Annotated in this window: 21 protein-coding genes; 7 read left to right on the top strand and 14 right to left on the bottom strand. The window is 40.1% G+C overall.

Features of this window, described 5'->3' with window-relative positions; translation table 11 throughout:
• On the bottom strand, positions 1 to 1209 hold the full coding sequence (locus PL8927_RS07290) for an RNA-guided endonuclease InsQ/TnpB family protein (protein WP_083619084.1): 1209 nt from the start codon (positions 1207 to 1209) through the stop codon (positions 1 to 3).
• A 331-nt stretch (positions 1210 to 1540) separates the two neighbouring features.
• Here PL8927_RS07290 and PL8927_RS07285 point away from each other — a divergent pair, with 331 nt between their 5' ends.
• The 3 genes from PL8927_RS07285 to PL8927_RS28820 all read left to right on the top strand — a co-directional run bounded on the left by PL8927_RS07285 (position 1541) and on the right by PL8927_RS28820 (position 3250).
• On the top strand, positions 1541 to 2059 hold the full coding sequence (locus PL8927_RS07285) for a hypothetical protein (protein WP_083619082.1): 519 nt from the start codon (positions 1541 to 1543) through the stop codon (positions 2057 to 2059).
• 332 nt (positions 2060 to 2391) lie between these two features.
• Complete coding sequence (locus PL8927_RS07280; RefSeq protein ID WP_083619080.1) at positions 2392 to 2751, top strand: hypothetical protein; 360 nt, start codon at positions 2392 to 2394, stop codon at positions 2749 to 2751.
• 370 nt (positions 2752 to 3121) lie between these two features.
• The gene (locus PL8927_RS28820) at positions 3122 to 3250 is read left to right on the top strand and encodes a hypothetical protein (protein ID WP_269322009.1); all 129 of its coding nucleotides are present in this window, start codon (positions 3122 to 3124) and stop codon (positions 3248 to 3250) included.
• Positions 3251 to 3362: 112 nt separating this feature from the next.
• Here PL8927_RS28820 and PL8927_RS07275 read toward each other — a convergent pair whose 3' ends face one another.
• Complete coding sequence (locus tag PL8927_RS07275; protein WP_083619078.1) at positions 3363 to 4106, bottom strand: class I SAM-dependent methyltransferase; 744 nt, start codon at positions 4104 to 4106, stop codon at positions 3363 to 3365.
• A 48-nt stretch (positions 4107 to 4154) separates the two neighbouring features.
• A complete protein-coding gene (locus tag PL8927_RS07270) occupies positions 4155 to 5276 on the bottom strand; it encodes an iron-containing redox enzyme family protein (protein WP_083619076.1) in 1122 nt (373 codons plus the stop codon).
• A gap of 351 nt (positions 5277 to 5627) precedes the next feature.
• On the opposite strand from PL8927_RS07270, the gene PL8927_RS29100 reads away from it, so the two are divergent.
• Positions 5628 to 5759 carry a YnfA family protein gene (locus PL8927_RS29100; protein ID WP_407947381.1) on the top strand — a complete coding sequence of 44 codons (132 nt, stop codon included), beginning with the start codon at positions 5628 to 5630 and terminating at the stop codon, positions 5757 to 5759.
• A gap of 191 nt (positions 5760 to 5950) precedes the next feature.
• Here PL8927_RS29100 and PL8927_RS07260 read toward each other — a convergent pair whose 3' ends face one another.
• From PL8927_RS07260 to PL8927_RS07215, 10 genes are all read right to left on the bottom strand, one after another.
• Positions 5951 to 7075, bottom strand: a complete 1125-nt coding sequence (locus PL8927_RS07260; RefSeq protein WP_083619074.1) for a patatin-like phospholipase family protein — start codon at positions 7073 to 7075, stop codon at positions 5951 to 5953.
• A 583-nt stretch (positions 7076 to 7658) separates the two neighbouring features.
• Complete coding sequence (locus PL8927_RS07255; protein ID WP_083619071.1) at positions 7659 to 8513, bottom strand: class I SAM-dependent methyltransferase; 855 nt, start codon at positions 8511 to 8513, stop codon at positions 7659 to 7661.
• Positions 8514 to 8946: 433 nt separating this feature from the next.
• Positions 8947 to 9159 carry a hypothetical protein gene (locus tag PL8927_RS07250; RefSeq protein WP_083619069.1) on the bottom strand — a complete coding sequence of 71 codons (213 nt, stop codon included), beginning with the start codon at positions 9157 to 9159 and terminating at the stop codon, positions 8947 to 8949.
• Positions 9160 to 9254: 95 nt separating this feature from the next.
• Positions 9255 to 9407, bottom strand: coding sequence for a hypothetical protein (locus PL8927_RS07245; protein WP_156093126.1), 153 nt, complete (start codon positions 9405 to 9407; stop codon positions 9255 to 9257).
• 62 nt (positions 9408 to 9469) lie between these two features.
• Positions 9470 to 11488 carry a S8 family peptidase gene (locus tag PL8927_RS07240; protein WP_083619067.1) on the bottom strand — a complete coding sequence of 673 codons (2019 nt, stop codon included), beginning with the start codon at positions 11486 to 11488 and terminating at the stop codon, positions 9470 to 9472.
• A gap of 344 nt (positions 11489 to 11832) precedes the next feature.
• Positions 11833 to 12303 carry a hypothetical protein gene (locus PL8927_RS07235; protein ID WP_083619066.1) on the bottom strand — a complete coding sequence of 157 codons (471 nt, stop codon included), beginning with the start codon at positions 12301 to 12303 and terminating at the stop codon, positions 11833 to 11835.
• 143 nt (positions 12304 to 12446) lie between these two features.
• Positions 12447 to 13934 carry a tetratricopeptide repeat protein gene (locus PL8927_RS07230; RefSeq protein ID WP_231505946.1) on the bottom strand — a complete coding sequence of 496 codons (1488 nt, stop codon included), beginning with the start codon at positions 13932 to 13934 and terminating at the stop codon, positions 12447 to 12449.
• Positions 13935 to 14278: 344 nt separating this feature from the next.
• Positions 14279 to 15162 (bottom strand): IS630 family transposase gene (locus PL8927_RS07225; RefSeq protein WP_197047317.1). Its coding sequence is split into 2 segments (ribosomal slippage): positions 14279 to 14833 and positions 14836 to 15162, totalling 882 coding nucleotides; the frame shifts between segments, so codons are not numbered across the junction.
• Between the two features lie 36 nt (positions 15163 to 15198).
• Positions 15199 to 15789: an RNA polymerase sigma factor gene (locus tag PL8927_RS07220; protein ID WP_083619091.1), complete on the bottom strand. Its 591-nt coding sequence runs from the start codon at positions 15787 to 15789 to the stop codon at positions 15199 to 15201.
• Positions 15790 to 16237: 448 nt separating this feature from the next.
• A complete protein-coding gene (locus tag PL8927_RS07215) occupies positions 16238 to 17392 on the bottom strand; it encodes a response regulator (RefSeq protein ID WP_083619064.1) in 1155 nt (384 codons plus the stop codon).
• Between the two features lie 312 nt (positions 17393 to 17704).
• Here PL8927_RS07215 and PL8927_RS07210 point away from each other — a divergent pair, with 312 nt between their 5' ends.
• The 3 genes from PL8927_RS07210 (at position 17705) to PL8927_RS28415 (ending at position 20184) form a co-directional block, all read left to right on the top strand.
• Complete coding sequence (locus PL8927_RS07210) at positions 17705 to 18022, top strand: hypothetical protein (protein WP_083619062.1); 318 nt, start codon at positions 17705 to 17707, stop codon at positions 18020 to 18022.
• Between the two features lie 24 nt (positions 18023 to 18046).
• Positions 18047 to 18508 (top strand): hypothetical protein, encoded by a 462-nt coding sequence (locus PL8927_RS07205; RefSeq protein ID WP_083619060.1) that lies wholly within the window; start codon positions 18047 to 18049, stop codon positions 18506 to 18508.
• 86 nt (positions 18509 to 18594) lie between these two features.
• A complete protein-coding gene (locus PL8927_RS28415; RefSeq protein ID WP_231505945.1) occupies positions 18595 to 20184 on the top strand; it encodes a C39 family peptidase in 1590 nt (529 codons plus the stop codon).
• 141 nt (positions 20185 to 20325) lie between these two features.
• Here the strand turns inward: PL8927_RS28415 and PL8927_RS07190 are convergent, their stop codons facing one another.
• Positions 20326 to 22806: a CHAT domain-containing protein gene (locus tag PL8927_RS07190; RefSeq protein ID WP_083619058.1), complete on the bottom strand. Its 2481-nt coding sequence runs from the start codon at positions 22804 to 22806 to the stop codon at positions 20326 to 20328.
• Between the last annotated feature and the right edge of the window lie 112 nt (positions 22807 to 22918).

Here is a 22918-nt window from a genome sequence, read left to right as displayed (position 1 = left end):
CTACCCACACTTCTCTACGAGTAAGTGTGGGCTTCTAGCATCAACGGGGATAGCATCAGAAGAAACAGAAGTTTGTTCCGGTGACTGACATCCCCTCAGACTAGCAGTATCGCTGGTTCCCAACGATAAAATCCGCAAGGCTTCATTTTTGATATTGATAGAAGCATTTATATCTCGGTCATGAGTTGTTTGACAATGTTCGCAAATCCAACTTCTAATATCAAGTGGTAAACTACCCACTTGATTTAGACAGACGTTACAAGTTTTAGAAGAAGGGAAAAATCTATCAACTTCTTGATAGATTTTCCCTTCTTTTTCGGCTTTGTATTTGAGCATTGTACAGAACATTCCCCAACCACAATCACTAATCGCTCTGGCTAATTTATGGTTTCTCACCATATTCTTAACTGCTAGATTTTCTACAGCAATCACTTGGTTTTCGTTCACTATCTTGCGGGATAGTTTGTGGAGAAAATCTTCCCGGCAACGAGAGATTTTAGCGTGGACTTTAGCAACCTTTAATCGTGCTTTTTGTCTGCTATTACTTCCTTTTTGTTTGTGGGATAATTTCTGTTGTTTTCGTTTTAAGTTGCGTTGATGTTTAGCAAAATGTTTGGGGTTGCTATACTTGTCCCCATCGCTAGTAATCGCAAAATGAGTTAACCCTAAATCAATCCCAATTGCTTTTCCATTGGTTGATAGGTTGGGTGTTTCCTTGCCGTCATCAACTAAGATAGAAGCATAATATTTCCCATCAGGATTTTTGGAGACAGTAACGGTTTTAATTACGCCTTGAAATTCCCGATGGCGCAAACAATAAACCAACCCTACTTTACCCGGTAGTTTTAGATAATCCCCTTTAAACTTAACGTTTTGGGGATAACTGATTGATTGTCTACCATGTTTGGATTTGAACCGAGGTAATCTCGCCCGTTTCTCAAAGAAGTTTTTGTAAGACGTAGATAAGTTGAGTGCGACAACTTGTAGGCATTGAGAATAGGTATCTGTCAGCCAAGGATATTCCTTTTTTAGTTGAGGTAACAATCCTTGAATCACTTTTCTGGATAATCCTTTCCCTGTTGTTTTATAGGTTTCTTGGCACAAGTTCAGGGCATAATTCCAATACCAACGGCAACAACCAAAGCTTTTGGCTAAGGCGATTTGCTGTTCGGTATTTGGATAGATTCGGAATTTGTATGCCTGAAACATTGTCGCTTTCAAAACTCTTGGATATACTTTAACATATTATTGTTAATTTTGTCGGGATTGACAAACGCAAAATTAACTTGGGGGAGTCCATGTAACCCACACTGATTTCTGGTTGTTTTTTTTGTGAGCGTGAAATTCAGTGTGAGACTTATAGCTCCCCCAAACCCCCTCGTAAGTTAAAACTGGCGTTAAAATACTAGCACCTCACCCCAAGTTATTTACTGAAAGGTTTATGGATTAGCCTTTGTAGAGCTTGAGTACAGCGTTAATCAGTTAAGGGGTTTGAAATTGCCATGTTCTACAATTCTGATATACTATTGTTGCCAGAATAATGCCTGTTTCTAAGCCACAAAATCAAACCCAAACTTCGCCAGTCCCAAATGCTGATGGATTGTCATGGTATACCGTCCCTGAAACCGTCAAACAATTGCTAGTGCTGGCATCTACTCATTGGAATAATCCAGAGCTTGCAGATGGTTATATCAATCAGGCGCTCGCCATTGCGGATGAAGATCCTGATGTATTGGTGTCAGCTTATCGCTATTTCTTTTATACCCATAACGATCCTTTAGCCTTGCAAGTGGCGACAAAAGTGCTAGAAATGGTGAAACGCATAGAATTACTACCTGAAGATTGGGTTCAATTAAAACCGATATTAACCGCACGTTTAGATGATCCTAATATTCGGCTTTATATTAATGCTTATGCAGCATCAGGACTGATTAGAGCTCGATTAGGAGACATTGAAATAGCTAAACAAATTGCCACACAAGTCAGTGAGATTGAAAAACGTAACGAATTTGGCGGAAATGTCGTGCGGAATATTTTAGAAAATCCTGATGAGGATTGATGCTCCTAACTACCACCTAGAAACCGGGTTTCTGCGTTAACTTTTGCTACTAAGAGAAAGCTCAATTAAGAAACCCGGTTTCTGACCCCAGTTCTATCTTCATCCGACGCGATCGCTTAAGACTTTTCTGTGTTATAATCTACCTTAACCCCCAACTTCTAGCCAAAAATTTGCCAACTTAACACTTGATCCCCTAATTCACAAGTGACAGAATAAAGTCATGTTTTGTTCTTACACTCCCTACTCGTTAGGGAGATTAATTGATTGGAAACTAGGTTGGAATGATTTCTAGCCTGTACCACCCACATGATCACATATCGAAGGTTTGGGTTATGTTCGATCTGAAAAACATTTTGGGAGCCGCCGATCTGGTGTCAGATTTGGTTGGTAAAAAGGAACGCCAAGTCCGAAAAATTAAGTTTTTTCGCTATAAAGAAGGCAATCTCGGCATCGCATTTTTTGACAGTCAAACCGTCCACGGTGAATATTGGATTGAAAATATCCCAGTTCCGGCTGAATACGAACCGATTTTTGAGGCGAGTGGGTTCGAGATCGGAACTAAATATGATGTCGTTTTGCTGGGGTTGCAGCCGTTTTCTGCGGACAAAAAAGTGTTGAGAACTCCCGCCGTTCAGAAACGTCTGTTATCGGTTATTTTTGAAGTTTTAAAACCCCACCCACCCCTCCAATGAACCGGATTTTGGCGTTAACATGAGCTACTAACAGAAAGATTGCTTGAGATTAGCCCTGAACTAAAGTTCGGGCTAAAAGCTGAAGTTATCTAAAGATAACTAAAGACTTAATTTATTTTATTAACCCGTTTTAACGGGTTTTAGCTTTAAGCCTGAAATTTATTTCAAGGCTTCTGGTTTGGAAATTATTGGACATCTAACTACCTCCTAGAAACCGGGTTTCTGCGTTAACTTTTGCTATTAACAAAAAGCTCAATTAAGAAACCCGGTTTCTGAACCCCACACCCCCAGCGCTTGCGAGAAACCGGGTTTCTGCCCTAACCTTTGCTATTAACAAAAAGCTCAATTAAGAAACCCGGTTTCTGAATAAATGAGAAAATGGGGAGAAAAATTTTATGCAGAATTTCCAGAAGATTTCCGGCGCGTTGTTTATGCAGGAGGTGATGATTTTTTAGGAATTATTTATAATCCTCGGTTATGTTCCTATTCCTTGGACTAAAGTGATTGGTGAAAGCGATTAAATATACTAGAATTAAGCAGAGATCCCCTAACGAGGCTTGAACTTTGTTGGAGAGAAGAATGGGGGAAAGCATTCTACTCCTGCCTTTGTGTTATAAAGCGGTCATAACCTTCAACAATTCTGCTGATAAATCCACATTTAAAGGATCTTCTTTCTTAAACAGAACCCCGGCTAAAAAGTAGATATTTTCAGAATAAAAGGCTTTCTGTTTTTTCTGAAGGTCTTCAATGGTTTGTTTAACTTTTGGTTCGCAACTATAGTAACCAAACTTTAACGGTGAAATCATAAAATCAACCACTTGATAACCCTGCGCTTGAGCATACTCAATGGTTTCCACCGGATTAGAATAAGCCGCAATCATTAATAAAACATTCTTACAACCCACTGTAAACAACTTCTTCGTAATGGTAGCCCCATCAATTCCCCCATGCAAGGCAGGCAGATATAAATCATTATCAGGTGCCGGAAGATAAGGAGGATTTGCAATTAAATAACTTGCGGAACCAGGGGAAGCACTAAAAAAACATTCATTATGAATAATATACTTGTTTCTAAGCTGATATTTCTCAAGGGTAGACCGAGCTAATTTACAAGCATCAATGTTTAATTCATAGCCGTGAATACAGCCTTTAAATCGAGTTTTAAGTAAACAATCAATCACAGGACTCCCTTCACCCGTTCCAAATTCAATAATTGAGTCAAAGGCTGTACATTGATTTAATACCATTTTCTCAATACATTGAGAGTAAAATTGAGATTCTTCAGGACAGAAGAATACTTGATCAGGAGAATAAGGTTCTGTAACTTGATTGGAAGATAATAATCCGGTTTGCATGATGAATATGGGGAGATAAATGTTAATGGGAAATTGTTGAAAATTGAATTAGGAATTGCTAACAGATTTTTCTGCTTGTTTAACCGCTTTAATCACGGCATCCCCAGCCCGATCGCCTATCCTTTTTTCTTGGTCATAACCGAGTAGAATTTGCCAAGCTTCATTCGGATATCGATCCACTAGCGGTAACGCAACTTTGTCTAACATCCAGCGACCGTGACGTTCATCTTCGCGGATATGTAATGCCCAATACCCCATTGCCGTATCTGAAAGTTTGAGCCGTTCTGCGGCTAATTTATAATCGGTATAAATGGCAGGGCCAGCAATTTCAAAGTAAGTTAAGCCCCCGTTATAACGCAAGAAATAACGCTTGCATTCTGTTAGGAGAAAATTATGATTAATTGAGGCTAAAACTTCCCAAGGGACAATGTTAAAATAAGCTTCTGGCTCCGTCTCCAACCCCAATTCTGCCATCATTTGAGCAAAAAAGGTTGAATGTTTTCGATTGAGACGACCATTGCCATATTCTTCGAGTAACACTAAGATTAATGTGGCTTGGATTTCGTTACTCGCACCGCCCAAAATCCGCGACATTCGACTGGCTTCTACTAATCCATCTAAAGAAGCGATCGCTAATAACTGTTTATACCCTTCCAGGGTCATTTCGTGCCGCAAATAATATTTATTTTCACTAATCGCTGGATCGAGATCAACCTCGCTCCGTTCATTTAACGCTTGCTTAATATCTTGTTGTTTGTATTCTTCGAGATCAAATTGGGCATTTTCCCAAGTTTGCCAAACTTCCTCAATGCGATCGCGCACCCAGTTTAAATAATAAGACCGTTCGTTGCTATAGTGCTTTAAATCATCATACCAAAACAAATTCAGCCGATTAATTCGATAAAGAATGCGGTGTAAAAATAAGTGAGCTAAATTAATCTCATTATTTTCAACTTTTTCGGTATAAGCCCTTAATAAAGCTGTATTGAGTGTGGCTTCAAACGGTTCTACTAATTCTGGGTTAATACTGATTTCCTGATCGAGATTTTCTAAATTTAGCAATTGAATAAAGTGCTGTTCTGCCTCAATAAAATTAACGGATTGAGAAAGTGAAGGCAGATGGGTTGATATCCCTTTAATCACTTGATCGGGACTCAAAGTTGCTGTCATACGATAATTCCTGATTATTTCCTAACGATTAATTCTGACCTAAGCTAAATATTAAGATTTGTTTAGTCAGCTAATCTCACTATAATCGAGTTTCAGTTCTCCCATAATCTATCTATAGATGGATCATCAAAGAATAGACTAAAAGTAAACAGTTTCGGCAAGATATTTGATGAGTTTTTAAGATTTCAAGATTGATCAATCTCTTTCTAAAGATAGTTAAATTAATCGACTTTATCCCTATGTTAAGCTAAATTGATCGGGACAGTTCAAAGTTCTACTGTGTAATATGGTTATTTTGCGATCGCTGCTTTATTTTGTCATTGCGGGCTTATGTGAGATTGGGGTGGCTATTTGGTTTGGCAGTGGTTACGGGAAGGCAAAAGTAGCTGGCTGGCATTGGGTGGCGCAATTATACTCACTACCTATGGATTTGTGGCAACGCTTCAACCTGGAGAGCGAAAAATTTTGGAGGAGATGGGGTAGATACGGATCGAGCTTTTCGGATTGGTCAAACGAAAAATGTATTTGTTCATAAATTTGTGGCTCTGGGAACTTTAGAAGAAAAGATTGGTACATAATGATAGAAGATAAGAAAAAACTTTTTTTTCTCCCAACTCTAAGAGTTGTTTTAAGATATTCACGGGACTCGCCTTCGTCTATCCAAGAGTCGATGCTTAGTCAATAAACCATTGAATAGCCTCTCCAACTGGAATCCATTGCTTTTTATAATAGACTTCACCACAAGCAAGATAACATTCAGATGCCTCAATCAAGTCTACACAATTATCAGGATTATCGATATCTTCGTTAATTTCTTTATACTCATTCTTATTTTTGAAAATATATTTATTATAGCTTTTGTTGAGCAAAGTCCGCAAGTAACCAGATTTTTGATCGGCTTGCAAGTGCTCGTTCAAATCAAAATTTAAACGCAGATGATCCGCCCCTGCACTTTCCATAATTTGGTAACAGATATCCTCTGAATTTTTTGCAGCAGGATTCATAAAAATATCAGCTAAATGACTAGCCCAGCCCAGTTGCCCCCACTCTTTGATTTGATCGTATTTGTAGGGGCGAGTTGTATTGCCAGTTCCAATGGAAAGGACGGCAATATCACTCAATTTTAATCCGTTTTGTTTTTCAATTAACAAAGCATGGGCGATCGCAAGTAAAGCTGGGTTATTAGCCGAGACTCCTCCATCAATATGGGGAAGACTTTGCTCCGCATTATAGGGAAGTTCATAAGGGGGAAAAAACGTTGGTGCTGATGCTGAAGCAGTGCAGATTTTCCAGAGGTCTATCGGGTCGTACCAGGCTTGTCCAACCGAGGGATAGTTATTGACAAACCACGTTGTATTTCGGGAATAAACATCATAAGCAGGAATCAAAATATTAGGTTTATTAATCTCGCTAATTTTTGGGGATTTATGTAACTGCGAGTGAATCAATTTTTTCTGCAATATTTTAGCCAAACCCTGTTCTCCCTGCTCATGGGGGTATAGCAGATGATTTCCCATCGCTTGACTGACTTTTCTCCATTTTCGCTGCTGACGAACCGACTCTAAGAAGATATTTTTTCCCTCTTCCAGATAGATATTAATTATTTGTTCAGTGTTCATCTGACAAGCAATCCCCGCAGCTAGAATTGAGCCAGTAGATGTGCCTGTAATTAAGTCAAAATATTCATGTAATTTCTGTCCTTTCTTTTCTTGTAGTGTCGTCTCTACCTGCTTAAGAATTGTTGCAGATAAAATTCCCCGAATCCCACCACCATCTAAGCTGAGAATTTTGAACGTCATAATTATTTCTACTCCTGACTATCAGTTTAATTAGGTTTTCTGGTTAAGCGATCACTTTTCAGATAGCGGGACTGCGAGAAGGTGGTGCAGCCCCTAATTGTTAAAGAATTATGTGGATGTGGGAGTTAGTGTAAGGGGGGCGATCACTTATTTGATTTCTGAACTAAATCAGGTAGAGAGGCTGTGTCCTTACTTCTACAGCTAACTCAAATTGAGCCAAGGTTCTGCCCTTAAAAAACGCCACAAGCAGCAAAGCACATCGCCCTTGACAGCCCAGAAAATATCCCACACCCACAGTCAAGGGTCTCTGAAAATTTCATGGACTCATTCGGATCGGAATTAGAACCCCGCACATAACGATATTGTTGTTGCCACTTGCCTTTACTATCTTTAAAAGACACCACTACCAAGTCAGGCTCTATGATTTCTCTTCTGTTCACAGGTAGAGACTGGTTGGGAAGTTTCATAAGTGCTCCTTTTGTTAGGGATACCAATACAACCTCTGATGTTGTATGAATGGACAAATTGACCTAAATCATTGCAGTATCTTCTGCAACGATAGACCTCAACCTTGAATTCACCCTTAATGCCGCCTCAGCAAAACGAAGCCAGACATCTTCCGCCAAATTTCCCAATGTTCCGGCGCTTGTAATTGAGTCAGCAGGGATTGGGGTAAGATTTCTCGCTGTAAGCGCTGGCCTTCTTCCAGCAGCGATCGCAATTCGACGCTCTTCCAACCATAGTGCCGAAAGAACTCAGTTCCTTCTTCAGGGGCGAATCGCAAAGTTGCGTCACTGGAATTCAGCGAACGATTGACGCTTTGCTGGAAATAACGCAACGCACTTGCCGAAGCAAGATCCGTCAACCACCACCGAAACTGGGGCTGTGCGTAAAGGTCAGTCGCCAGTGCAGCGACTTGCTCTGTACTCATATAAATAAGAAGACCTTCCGTAACCGCTAGTACCTGTTTTGCGACCCTACCAACATCCTGAAAGAAAGTCTGCCTTGTAATGCTGTCAGTAATATCCAAAGAAACCGATTCCAAAACGCACCTGGGCTGCACGCCAGCAAGCTTTTCGGCTTTGTAAGCGAGGACAACTGGCAAGTCACACTCGTACCAATACAAGGAAGTTGGTAAAGGCAGTCGATAAGGTCTTGTATCCAAACCGGCTCCTAAATTCAACACGGTATCAATGCCGTCTTCTTGAACCGTCCGCAGAATCAACTCATCCATCACGCAAGTCCGCACGGCACAGCCTGCTGCTCCTGATTTTCCCCCCGGCATTGCCTCAACGAGCTTTTCACCCCGCTCCCCAGCTAAAATTCGGGCGTGGGGATCTTGGAACAGAGAATCTGGGCACTCGGTTTCCAAAGCCCGATAGAAAGCTGTTAAGAAGGCAGTATCAGAGATAGATTCAACGGGTAAAGAAGTCAGCATTGTGTGGTTTTTTAGCGGCAGTTCATTCGGAAGTTTAGTTAGCAGCGAAGGTTCTGTGACCCTTTTGGAGAAGCTCGGTGTTTGTACACCATACAACCACCGAGCCAGCGATCGGGTTACAGTTTGTTAGTAACCCACGCTAGAGAGCATGAGTCAGAATTAGATCAGAGAGGTCAGAATTGGTGCAGCAATTGGGGCAGCGGTCTTGACAACATCCAGAAGAGTGTCATACCAGGCGCTAGCTTCAACACCACTTTGTCCTGACATTGCAGAGGGAGCGAGAGTCCGTTCCACGGGTGCAGATTGTTTGGGAAGGTTCATGATTTTGCCTCTTTATCCTTAATGTTTTTAGAACTCGTTGGGTTGTGGTTGTCAACTGCCGAACGAGGAATGTTGTTACAACTGTTTAGTTAGGCTGATGAAGATGCCTGAATTACAGACTGCCCAGAACGTTGGATACAATGGGAACTGCTTTCTTGGCAATGTCCAGAAGGGTGTCATACCAGGCACTGGCTTCAACACCACTTTGTCCTGAAATTGCAGAGGGAGTCAGCGTCCGTTCCACAGGGGCAACTTGTTTGGGAAGTTTCATAACTTTTCCTAATTTTTTCTTGAGTGTTTGCTTGTTTTTTTTGTTTCCGAACACTTACCACGGGTAACGCGGTATGTGTCCGGCTTGAATCGGAACTTTCATCGCGTTTTCTCCTGTTTAAATGATTTTTGAAGGGCAATCCCCGATTTCTAATAAGCAGCCATACAGATATTTCTCGCCATACCTTTTAGCTTGTAACAGTCCATGAAATCGGAACTGCTGACCCCTGAACTCTTTAATAAGGGGGATGTCGTGTTGAGACTCCGAGCAATGGGTTGAGATTGCTTAGGCAAATAATTCATCTGAATACTCCTGTTTGTACGGACTTTAAAAAAGTTTTAAATGTGAGCTATTGAAGGATATTTTAGTCAGATATAGACCAGGTACGGACTTCGCCAATCGTGACGGGCATTTGATCGCTTACATCCACCGTGAATCGAAATACTTTTTTCGCTCGTCGATCATTCTCAGGGTCGAAAAACTTCAGTTTGACATCCCAACAATCTGAATCCATCCGACAAAATGGGCTTTTTTCGGTTTCAATACGGTCAAGCTGCATCCCCTTACCCGTTGCCTCAGTTAACGCCTGTGCTGCTTGGAACGCATTCGTCGCCGCGAAATTCAGCGCCCGCTCCTGAGATGTTTGACCTAGATTCCGAAATTCGTAGTACATCCGATTGAGAAATTCCTTCAGAGAAGCTCGCGTCGCTTGCTCCTGCTGGTTAGCTTGAGCCTGGGGCATTGCTGTTCTTGCTGCTTCAACCGCTAGTGTGACCAATTGGTTGACGTTCCACTCGTACATCCCCCGAACTTCCGGGGCAATCACGGGAACAACTTGCCCAGAAAATAGTCTGACGGTCTTGCCTGTCAATACGCCAGGAATTGAAACCCTGGAAACATAATCAGGATCGTTGTCAGGTTTGATCTGCCCCTTGATAGCTGAAATCAGATGCTCATAAGCTAACTCGGCATAAGAGCCAACAGGCTCAATGGCGTAAATGGGTGTTAGCTCTAGGTTTAACGTCCAAATCAGCGATTTTGCTTCGTAGGGATTTTGTTCAAGATAATCCACCATCTGGCTAACGACGTAGGGGTTAGCTGGGAAGGGCGGATTTCCCTCAACATCTGGCATAAGCTGCTTAAAGCTATCTCGACGAGCCTCAGTGCCGAAGTCGTAACTCACTGTTCCCATCGCATAAACAAGGGATTTTACACCGACACCGCTACAGCCGCAGTTTTCAGAGGCGACGACGCCACTGGAGGTGACAGACGGTGCTGTTAGTTGACTAGGCATTATAGTCATTGTCTTTTCCGTATTTTCCAAATGATTTACTGTTCCTGAGACCAATTCAGATGGGGTGACTTCTGGCACCAGCACGCCTACATCTGATAGCGGGTTGGCGGATGCTTCTAGTTCAAGGCAAGTTGCCTCACTCGGTTGAATCATCGGTTGCTCTAAGTTTTCCTCAGACAATTCTGTTTTTCCTCCTTGTGCGATCAGGGCATGAACCCCAGGAATATTGAGACTTCCGGCTAAAAAGCGACGGCAATCTGAACCCGTTTCTGGGTTGCAAGGCAAAGCACTCTGGAGAAGAGCCTCACGGATAGCGTGGGGGTCTGGCTTTTCGCCTCGTTGCCGTTGCACGCTCAGGAGCAGCGCCACAATTCCAGATACAATGGGAGTCGCAAAGCTGGTACCACTTCTCAGGGCAATATCGCCCCCCAGTTCCGCCCCCTGGATGTTTTCACCTGGAGCGAGAATGCCTTGAGTTTGATAGGTTTCACCCCAATTGCTAAAATCGAAGGGCAATCCTTGAGCATTCATGGCACCAACAGCGAGAACTGAATTTAGTGCTGCCGGAACGTGGAGGCATTCGCAGCCATCATTGCCCGCAGCCGCAACGATGAGAACGTTGTTTTCAGTGCAGGAACGCACTGCGTTTGCCAGAATTGGGTCTGCTTCGCCTGATTGAGTCAGTTCGCCACCACTAATGTTGATGACATGAGCACCTGCTTCAACTGCTTGGTTGATCGCTCGTGCTAAGTCGATTTGTGAGAGCGAACCTCTGGAATGATCGGAAAACACTGGCACAATCAATCCGCGACAGCCCGGAGCAATACCAAGAACGTCACTGTGATGCTGACCGAAGATGATGCTGGTAATGTGCGTTCCGTGACTCGACATTAGCCCGGTGCTGGCTGCCTCTGAAATTGTGGTTTGTACTCGGGTAAGGTTGGCACCGTCAAAGCAAGGATGAGATTGGTCTACTGGACCGTCAAGAATGGCTACACAGATTTGGGAGTCGCCTTGGGTTTCAGACCACAGTTTGTCAAGTCCGGGTAATGCTGAAATATCAGTGACGTTTTTCTGTGTGACTGCCATGCTTGAACCTCATAATTTTCTTGTCGGTTGCTCAACGTTTTGTATCGGTATTGAACCGGAGACAAGATTAATTTTGCTTTTTCCTGTCTTCTACTGATTAGACGATTCCAATTATCAATTTCTGATTTTTTTGAATTAACTTTTTTCGGAAATCTTGATTCTATCCATCAACCTAGTGTTAATAATAAGACGAATTGAATTATTGAATTAGAGGTTGATTGATGAAGAGGAAGCCGTTACCTGAGTTGGCAACGGCTTCGTTCACTGACTTTCCGAGCGTGAGCCAATCTAAATCACGAAGCGTTACATGATTTCTACTTAAGCGTTCAAACTTCCAGCAAAAACTATTCGTTTGTTACTTCATAAATCCATGTGATCGATTTTCCTTCTTCTCTCATAAAAGCGCGAACTTTCACAGAACCATTAGAACAAGATTTATCGTAGGGATCATTCATCTGATCCCAAACTTTGTTGGCTGGCTCATTACCGTCTTGATTAATACCACCGATAGCAATTTTCCGCTTACCGACAAGAGGCCAGGAAGCTGCAAATTGTATACAACCCCATCCTCCTTTTAGTTTATAGTTCACTGCAAAGGAGAAAGAATTACAGTCAAATTGTGCCACCCCTAACTCACTCGGTTGGATATCGCCAAGTGGCCAATTTTCTGAGTCATTATAAGCACCTATACGTTCGAGGGTATATTGAGTCTTGTTGATAACTTCAATCACATATTTTTTGTCGTATGTAACAAGCCCTTTGATCTGGTCTATCGTTTGATTGACATCTATTTTGATTGCGGTTGTTACTGGCATAGTAATTTTTACCTCTATTACGAGTGATGGATTGGAACTTTTGTCTTCTGTACTTAAGACAATTCCAGTAGTCACTTTCTGAATTTTGCGAGTTAGGAAGTGTTCTTTCTTAAGTTCAGATCCCTATTACTAGAACCTTTTTCTTACCTAACTTGCAACTGCTTCAGTGCGTTTTCAACCTCCCCCCGAAACGGATAGAGCAACTGCTGATTTAAACTACGTTGATAAGCCTCCACCGCCCCCCTGATATCCCCTAATCCTTGTAATGCTTTCCCAAGCCAATAACAAACCGTAGCTGGATCGAACTCCATCAGTGCCAACGCTTGCTGACAAGCCACTTCCCACCACTCCCGACTCTTCGCCTCATCCCCCAATACCCGATAACTCTCCCCGAACCACACCGCCACTAACACAGATGGCAAATAATCCCCCGCATCTGGCAACAACTGCCATCCTTGTGTCAACGCCTCAACTGCCTCCTGGTGTTTTCCGGCCAGTGCCAACACCCGCCCATGCCGAAACCAAGCATCCGGCAACTGGGGCTGAAGTTGCGTCGCCTGTGCAGAAACACCACACCCCCGGTCAATTTCCTGAAAATGTTCCACCAGCACTCGCCCTGCTGTCGTCCAAACGCTCCAGCGTTGAGGAAAACGCTCTAGCATCTCTTCTACAATCAAAGCCAGCGAGATAGACATCCCATTACTCCCCTCTGGTGCAAGGAGATGGGTTAAAGGAGGGATAAAAGGTAAAATCTCGCACAACGCCCGATAAATTTCACAATCTTTGGGGTAGAGACGATAAGCTTTCAGCATGGCTGATGCAGCCTGTTGATAATCCCCAGTGTGGAACAAGCACCGCCCATAGGAATACCAACCCCTGGGATGATGCGGGTGTTTCTCTGTAAACTGAGCCAAGACCCCGACTCCTGTAGCCCAATCCCCTTGGAAAATGTGATAATAGGCTAGTAACTCGCAAGTATCTACAGCATCGGGAGCGAGTCGCAGAGCCAAGTTAATGATCTGTTTGGTCTGCTTCCCCAGTTCTCCGAATACCAACCTCATCCAGCAACGATTTTCGATCTGTCGTTTGAGTACCCGGAAATCTTCAGACGCTAACTCGACCAAGCGGTCTAAACAGTCCTGGGCTGCCCTAATCTTACCCAAGACGAGAAGCGCATCATAGCGATCAATCAGTGCGACCAGATCATCGGGATGAATTGACACAATTGTCTCAAATGTTCGCAATGCTGCAACCCTATCCTCTCTCTGCATCTGCAACCGCCCCAAAGCCAACCAGTGAGCAACGTTGTCGGGTTCTAGGGAAGTGGCTGACTCAAAAGCTAGTATTGCTTCCTGAATGTCATCCCGACAAACTGCAATTAATCCACTGATATGCTGTCGAGTTGCCTCATGGTGTATCAAGGACAAGGCATTCTCATAAACTGCTACGGCATCAGTCTTTTGTCCCATTAACTGCAACATTTTCCCCAATTTCAACTGCACTTCAAGGAATTGGGGCTGTCGGTCAATGACTTGCCGATACTCTTGAATTGCCTGTTGCCAACAACCATTTGTGTATAGCAGATTCGCCAATTCTAAGCGTTTTTTCCATCCAGAAGGATACTGCTGCACGTACTGACTTAATGTTTTGATTTTTTGGTTCGTTCGAATTGGCTTTTCGTCTAAAACTAAATCAATATTTATCTCCATCCCTGAAGACCGAATGATGGATAGGACGGATGAGATAGTTTTTTTACGCATGTCGCTGTTAATTGATAATTAATGACGGCGAAAATGCACCCGGGATCTCTCGATATGGGAGAGTCTATTTTTAAATCATCCCCTAAAAAATTACTATTTTTATTAGAGGTTTTGGAGGAACTTAACGGAAAATTTTCTATCCCTGACAAGTACCTTCTCAGGCACTTTTGCAGTCTATCTCGTGCCTGTTGGATGCGTTTGTAAGCATTATAGCGCTACGCGCATACGTTAGGACAATTTCTAAATGCAGCATCCACGCATTCTCTGACGGTTTGAAATTCGTTTAATCTCTGTTTCATCCATGTCTTTAAAACAGCCCACCAGTTTTCAATCTTGTTCAAGTCGGGAGAATATGGGGGCAAATACCAAATTTTACATCCGGCTTCTTCGACGAGTTCTTTGATATATTCCCCTTGATGAAAGCTGGCATTATCAATAATAATAATGTCTCCTGGTTCTAGCACTGGCAGCAAACAATTCTTTAACCAGGTTTCAAATAAATCTTTATTACATGACCCCTCAAAGGTTAAAGGAGCCAATAATTTACCTTCTTTCAATGCTGATAGCCAACTGACTCTTTCTCTTCTTTTACCGGACTTGAGTGCATAACATCTTTCCCCTATCGGGCTGTAGCCATACGGGTAATCCTCTCTATTATCAAATCCCGCTTCATCTACATAAACTTTTCTGCTCCTTTCTATTCCCTCTAGTTTTTGAAGAAATTCTCGTCTTTTTTCTTCATCTCTTTCTCGATACCCATAAGTTTTTTTTTTCGACTTATACCCAGTTTTCGACAAGCATAACTAATATTCTGTTGCGTCGCCTCACACCCCCATAATTGGGCCATTTGTTTTTGAGTCTTGTCACTATTTTTTTTCACGAATTCTTTAAATTTTTCTAACTCCTGAATTTTCGGTTGAGTTCCTACTCCTACCTGTCGGCTAGCCTGATAGTCTCCTGTTTCTCTTTCTTTTTTCAGCCACAGATCTAATGTGTTGCGACTTATTTTAAAGAAACGACTTACCTCTATTTTCTTTTCTCCTCTTTTCACGGCTGCGATCGCCTTGGAGCGTAAATCGTAACTATAAGGTGCCGGCATAACTATTTTCCGATATTGAGGTATTACTGCATCTTATCATACTTTTGTCCTAACCATAGCGCGTAGCGCTATATCTTGGGATATGGCGAGTTGTTGAGCAATATCTGGATAGGAAACTTGCTCGTAGTAACGTAAGATAAAAGGAATGCGAAGTCGTTCAGGAAGAGTATCTACAGCACTACGAATCACCTGTCCTAACTCATCACGAAGAATAGCTGATTCGGGACAGTCAAAGTTAGAGATAACCGCTTCGTCTTCTTCAACAGTCTCGATTCTGATTGCCTTTCTGCAACGCGCACGATGGATATCTACGCAAAGATTATGGGTAAGGCGGATCAGCCAAGCACGGAAATTTGTAATTTTATCTGCCGAGTTTGGTAATTTATCTCTGGCTTTTAGCATTGCTAGGCTGAGTGCTTCTTCAGCCTCAATAGGATTTCCTCCCATCCAGCTTAGACAGCGATAATACAGGTATTTTTGATGCTGTTGCCATAATTGCCAAAAGGCATTGTCATCGCCTAAAGAAAGACGTTTTAATAAAATGGGTTCTTCTTCCCCAAAATCTAAATCTATATCTTTAGATAGATGGCGAGAATTAGGAGCTAAATGGCAAGATGATATAAGCATCTGGGTGTGGTTTAAGTTTTTGCCAGTCAAACTGTTTTTCATCATGTTCAGTTGATGATTAGTGCTGAAAAAGCACTTGATTTATTTAGGATTGTGTGAAATTGAGTTAAGTCTTATCAAAGCTTTCTTGAATAAAATTGAAAACAGATTGAATCGTAAAATGCACCAAATAATCTTGTAGAGCCAAGAAAAATTTGCTTCACAAGACTGCATTAGCTTTTCCAAATTTCATTGTTACAATATCATCCGTCGTTTACCCTGTCTGTGTCAATAGCAGAAAGTCGGATCTCTAAGTTCGGAAAAGTTGGCTTTTTTGAGAAATTGCCGGATTTTATAGTTTAGCTTGGGTATTAGTAATAATATCAAGTTAAATTCCGGTTTTAACTCCAATAAACTGAAACTGATAACAACCGTGCAATACCAACTCAACTCTTGAGAAAATAGGAGTTTATTCTAAATACATTTCCATCTGCCTTTTAAATTGAATGATTTTCAAATTTGTGATATCGTGAATAGTAATTGAACAACCGTCTCCAAATTTTATAGCAGTCAAATAGTACCAGTTCTGCTGGTCATTATTTTCCCAATAAAATGTTTTTTCGATCATTTCTCCTGTCTCAACGACACTGATCAGGGAATCAAACAAGGTCGGAATCAGTTGATTGAGCAATTTTTTGAGGGAGGTTTTACCTATGAGGTCTTTTCGTTTTTGACCTAATAACTTTGCAAAAATGGGATTCACTACCAAACAGCGAAAATCGTTAATTTCTTCGGTCATTAGATCTCTCACTGTTTGTATGGCGGCAATTCCATCTTGAGAACTATTGAGTAAACTGGTAAGTACAGCGCGAGATTGATAGAGAATTTTTACGGTTTGTTGATGTTTTTCAATTTGTTCTCTTAACTGGCGTTTTTGTTGTTGGAAAGCCAGTTGAGTTTGAATTCGAGCAATGACTTCTTCGGGTTGAAATGGTTTGGTGATCAAGTCAACGCCACCGACTTGAAAGGCTTTGGCTTTATCGATAATTTCATCTAACCCACTTAAGAAAATGACCGGAATTTCTGAGGTCACTTCATCGGCTTTTAGAATTTTGCAGATTTCATACCCATCCATTTCCGGCATTTTAATATCGAGTAAAATGACATCGGGTGGGTGCTTGTGGATTGTTCTTAATCCTATCTTCCCATTGGGGATGCTGCAAACTTTATAACCCCGTTTACTTAATACTTCAGTTAAAAGTTGCAAGTTTTGGATGAGATCGCCAATAATTAAAATATTCCCTTTGGAGGTTAAACTTTCATCTGTATCGTTTTCTGCTATTTTTTCTTCAGGGAAAGTCTGGGTGACATAAAGCTCTTCTATGAGTCGTCTAAAGTTATTTTTGGTGATTTTTTCCCTGAAGGTATCTGAAAGGCGTTGCCATAATCGGGAGGCTAAATCTTTAATATGACCAATACTTAGATATAAGCTTTCAGCAACGTTGCTGTAGGTTTCGTTATTCCAGGCAGCTTGGAGGATGTTTTTTTCAGTGAGAGTTAGTTTTTTACCGGTTTTAGACTCTAGGGTTGAGTCTACAAATCGCACTGCTTCTTCAAAAGTCATGGGAGGGTTATCTAGTGTTAAGGGTTTTCTAACTTACACCCTGATACATGATCTCTATTAAATCTATAATAGAGCAATATTATTTCATTGTCTCTCTAGCTCGATTAAACGACGGCGATCGCTCTGTTGACTATGCTTCATGTTCAGTCAACCGGATTAGGCTTGAATCGGGTTGTATAGAGGGCCTTAAGTCCGATAAAACATCTTTAAGTCTAAAATTTCAGAACGTGTCTTCAATAATCGTTTTAGTACCAGAAGTCAAACAGGGTTGATTAACCCAGTTTAGTTTTGTCCAGTTCATTAAAAAATTCAATGAGTAGAACTTGGTACGCGGTACTTACAACGTATATGGTCTTGTTTTTTATTACAGGCTATATTACTTTTTTCTATAATAATATCTTTGCAACTAGAGCAGAGAATATTGCTAAAATTACAAAGGTATATGATGATCAGGAAAAATTTAAACTCGTCGAAGAGCTTTTGCAAAACGATGCCAAAACTTCTCAAGATGAGAATAATATAGGTTCACAGTCTTTTAATGTTGTGCTGGGGGCTATCGTGTCTTTTTTATCAACTACTTTAGCTCAAAAAAATAATCATAAAAAAAATGATAATATCAACAAAATATAGAATAAGTTAACAGAAATAAATTTTATGGAAAAACTATCTGAGTTTCAAGAAAAATATTCTCAAAAAGAAGAACTCTTAAATCCCCCAATAAAAGCATCAAATCAAAGAGATTTGGATCAGAAAAAAAGCTCAATTGTCGGATCTCCTTGGTATACTATTTTAGTAATTTATAGTATTTTATTAAGTTTTACAGGAGGAGTAACATTTTTTTATAATAATGCTTTTGCTAGCCGAGAAGAGCATATTAAAAATTTAGATCTCATGAAAACATCAGAGCAATTAGATGTTTATCAGGAATTATTGGAAGTTGAGATCCAAAACATGGAAAATGTTAACAATATAGCCAATCAATCTTTTAATGTTATATTAGGGTCTCTCTTAGGATTTTTATCAGCAACTCTAACGACTTTAAGCTCCAAAGATGATGAAATTGCAGACTCCCACGATTCTATACTTGAATCAAAGCCAGAGCCTCCTGAAAACTAACTCAAAAAAATCAGAATTCCTAGCCTAAATTCGTCATTGTATTGAGATCAATAATACTAATTCAAGCAATTGACGTGGTAATAGGTATGAAACAAATTACTGCAAAAGTGAATACTAAGTTAAAAAAACTTCCGGTTGAGTCATCTCAACTTAAACCTGAACAAATCGTCATCGTTCCGGCGGGCAAAACCTATGGCTTTGAAGCAATTGAACCTGCTGATAATGGACATATTAAGGTTTTTTTAGCAGCAAATAGTGGCACTTTTTATGCGTTTACTCAACATTGGGAAGGAATACAATTAAATGAATCTCAAGAATTATTTCTTCCCGATCAAGGTATTCAGTTATTCATTAACCAAGAGGAAGCCGAAAGAATCTTTGACAATCCCATTACAAAAGATGAACTGAACGATCTCAATTGTTGCTTAAATCATTATGAAATCAATACTCCCCCTAGACTTTGCCATTTTCTCAGCCAAATCGCCCATGAATCAGGGGGTTTGAAATGGTTAAAAGAGCTTGATGAGGGTGACTATTTGGAAGGACGAAGTGAACTGGGAAATACTTGTTCAGGTGATGGATCTAAATATAAAGGTGCTGGGGTGCTTCAGCTAACCGGACGAAATAATTATCAAGCCTTTTGTCAGGCGATTGGTGATGCCAACATTATGCAGGGTTGTGATTATGTCGCAGAGACTTATCCATTTACCAGTGCAGGCTTTTGGTGGTACAATAATAGCATGAATGAAGTTTGCGATCGCGGTGCAACGGTTGAAGAAATTACACTACGAGTTAATGGCGGCTACAACGGCTTAGAAGATCGTCAACAATATTATAAAAAAGCCTGTGAAGTCATTAATTCACGAGAAAAAAGTCAAACCCCTACCCAATCCAAACCTGCTTTAACCCTTAAATTTGTTCATACCACTACTCTGAGACTTATCATAGAAGATGTTACAGAACTTTCCATAGAACAACAAGTTGATATCACAGAAGGTAATATTTTTGAGGTGGCTTCCTATGCGTACCAAACCGGAGATTACCTGAAAGTTGCCTTTTTAGCTCAATCTTTTAAGGGAAGAAATACTTGGTTTGTTCACACTCAGGATGTAGAAATTTGCAATCCCCAGCTTCAAATCAAACCCAAGAAAATTTTACTTCCTGTTCCTTGGTTTCCTCAAACTGATAATTATCGAGATCCTGAAAGAACTTGTAATTCTTCCTCCTGTGCGATGTGTTTAGAGTATTTCCGACCTGGAACTTTACCTGGAAAAGATGGAGATGATATTTACTTAGAAATGGTCTTTGAATATGGCGATACCACAGATCATGAAGTTCAAACTCAAGCTTTATCGCATTTTGGTTTAAATAGTGCTTGGCATACGGATCTCGATTTTGAGGATGTTTATCGGGAACTAGAAGCCAACCGTCCTGTTGTGATTGGTATTTTGCATCGGGGGACAACGGAACATCCTTCTGGGGGTCACATGATTGTTGTCCGAGGGCGAACTGAAGAGGGAGATTTCATTGTTAATGATCCTTATGGTTCTCTCAATGATCGTTATACAGGGGCGGTAGAAAATGGCAAAGGTGCCATTTACAGTCAATATGAAATGACCTATCGCTGGACAGCAGAGGGGCCCGGAACAGGTTGGGGTAGATTATTTCAACCGTAGGTCTGGAGAGTGAAGATTTACTGCCCCAAAAGCCAACTGATGCTCTTTTTTGATTAAAACAATTTTGAAGATAGCGATCGCATTTTTGAAAATGAAAACCCCCTGCTTTCCCAGGGGGGATCTACAAATCGAATGTAATGGTTAAAGTCGATTTCCAACTAAAATAAAAGCTCCCCAATAATAGGGATAATTAAAATCTTGATATTCCCTATTCTTGAGTAATTGGAGTTGAGCTTGATGCAAAGCTTCTGCTTTTGTCATATTAGGTTTTCTCAAATTTTGATAGAATAAACGCATGAGTAAAGCAGTAGAGCGATCGCTAACTTTCCATAAACTTGCTACCACAGTTTCCGCGCCAGCTTGGATAGCAACACCCGCTAACCCTAAACTGGCGCGACGGTCTCCGGTGGCTGTTTGACAAGCGCTCAAAACCATTAATTTAATAGAAGTAAAATTGTGTTGATTTCTGTTTCTCAGCAATTGATCTAATTCTTGTAAATAGATCTTGCCATCATAGGCGAGAATAAATGTTTGATTTGGATCGGAACTAAAATCGCCATGAGTCGCAATATGTAAGCCAGAAAAATTCGATTGATTGAATTGTAAAGTAAAATTTTGTTTGGTAAAATCCTGATTCAGTAACACTTGACTGGAATTAACTTCAGCTTTAATATTTTTAATTTCATCTTTAACATTTTCTAAAGGTTTAAAATTGCTAGACAAATCTTGATTAGCTTGGGTTAAACCAATTAGAAAAGATTTTGGAGGTTGTTTAAATAAAGGAGGGGAGGATTCGAGGAGAAAACCTAAATTGAAAGCTAAAGTGTATTTTTCAATCAAATAATGATGTTTTTCATCTGTTAAAATAGAGAAGGGAATTCCTTGTAACAAACTATCTAAAACAAAAACCAAGGTTCCTTGAGAAGGTAAAAATTGTTCAAGCGGTTGTATTAAAAGCTGATAAAGTTGGAGAGTATTAGCATCTAACCAATCCTGGGAAGCATTATTCCCAAATTCTCCTTTTTGTAAAGTATCTTGTAATTTATTAATAGCAACTTTTAGCTTTTCCCAGTCAGCAATATAAAGGTGATACTCAAGTGGTTTAGTTCCCTGAACAATAATAACAACTTTATTTTTGGTTTCCAAAACTAACATATAAATAACCGGAACTGTTCTATCTAAATCCTTTTTTTCTGGAATATTGCATTGTAAAAAATTCTCTAGTTCAATTTTTTGAAATTCAGAAATAACTTGAGTTATATTTTGTAATTTTTCGGGGGTGGGAGTTTGAAGTTGTAAATAAATATAGCTTTCATAAATTGGCTTAATTTTTTCTATGAAAAATAATTGAGTATCTAATTCTGAAACCAAAACATTAGGACGAACTTTGTTTAAGATTTCCAGAGAATCTTGATAAAAACTTAACGCTTTTTCAACCTCTCCTTGGGTTTCATAAATTTGTCCTAACTGATAATCAAACTGATAAACAATATCCCAAGCTTGTATAGAACGAGCTAAACTTAAACCAGATTGAGTTAATCTTTGAGCGTCTGAAAATTGATTTTTCTGTTGAGATAATTTTCCTAATATTCCTAAAGCATAGGATTGAGATCTTCTGTTGTCAATTTCATTGGCTTTGTCCAGAGCCAATTCAGTTAGATTCCAAGCAGCATCTAAATATTTTGGAGTTTCCAACTGACTAAAAATTTGAGCTAACTTGAGTTGAGCATAAATTTTTTGAATAGCTGAAAATTCTGAAAAAATAGATAAATCTTTAATAAATTGTTCAGACAGAGTAGAGATTTGAGCTTGATTTTGGTTAATTATTGTTTGAATATCGGGATTATCTTCGTTGACAAATTTATTTAACGCAGCTTTCAATTCCAGACGTAAATCGAGTTGATTTAGATTCGCTTTAACTTGGAGAGATTTTTCGGTTTGAGTGGCGACTTGTTGATAGTGTTTGAGGGCTATTTCTGCTTGCGCGATCGCATTTTTTAGATTCTGAGATAACCCAGTTCTTTTGTATAAATCATATTTTTGTTGATATTGAGCTTGTTCGGTATTGGCTAAACTGAGTATAATTCCATTAACCTGCTCATTGTTATTAAAAGATTCAGCAATTTTTAGACTTTTTTCTAAAATTATATAGGATAAATCCAACTTTCCTAATTTGCGGAGAATATCTCCTAAATTCTGTAAAGCAATTCCTTGTACCATTGTTCCTTGAAGTTGAGAAAAAGCCTCTGTTTCTTTTCCTCCTCTCTGACAAATTTGGTTATTATTTTTGATTTCAAGTGCTGAAGTTAAAATCAAACAAGCTTGATAATTATTTCCTAGAGCTTGTAACGCCAGACTTTGATTAATTTGACTTCCGATTATTCCTTCATTATCCGCTAATTGAGTATAAAGTTGATTGGCTTTTTTCCAGGTTTCTAAAGCCATTTCAGCTTGACCCAAATTTAATTGTTGATGTCCTTGTGCTGTTAAGTGTTGCGCTTCTAGGTGTAAAGGAGTTGAAGTTAATCCAACCAGAGGTTTAGCTAGACTTAAAAGTAAGATGAAAGTTACTCCCAGTAATATAAATAGAAGAAACTTAAATTTGTAAAAAATAGATTTCATAAATAGGTTATAATATTTTATCGTAGGGGTTTTGTCTTCAACCGGGATATTAGCGATCGCTAAAAACTACTGATTATATCATAGATTTAATTTCCCTAAATCCCTCTTAAAA

The organism is Planktothrix serta PCC 8927 (genome assembly GCF_900010725.2).
Taxonomy (GTDB): domain Bacteria; phylum Cyanobacteriota; class Cyanobacteriia; order Cyanobacteriales; family Microcoleaceae; genus Planktothrix; species Planktothrix serta.
The sequence above is the reverse complement of the archived record's forward strand: the minus strand, read 5'-3'. Positions and strand labels throughout refer to the sequence as shown.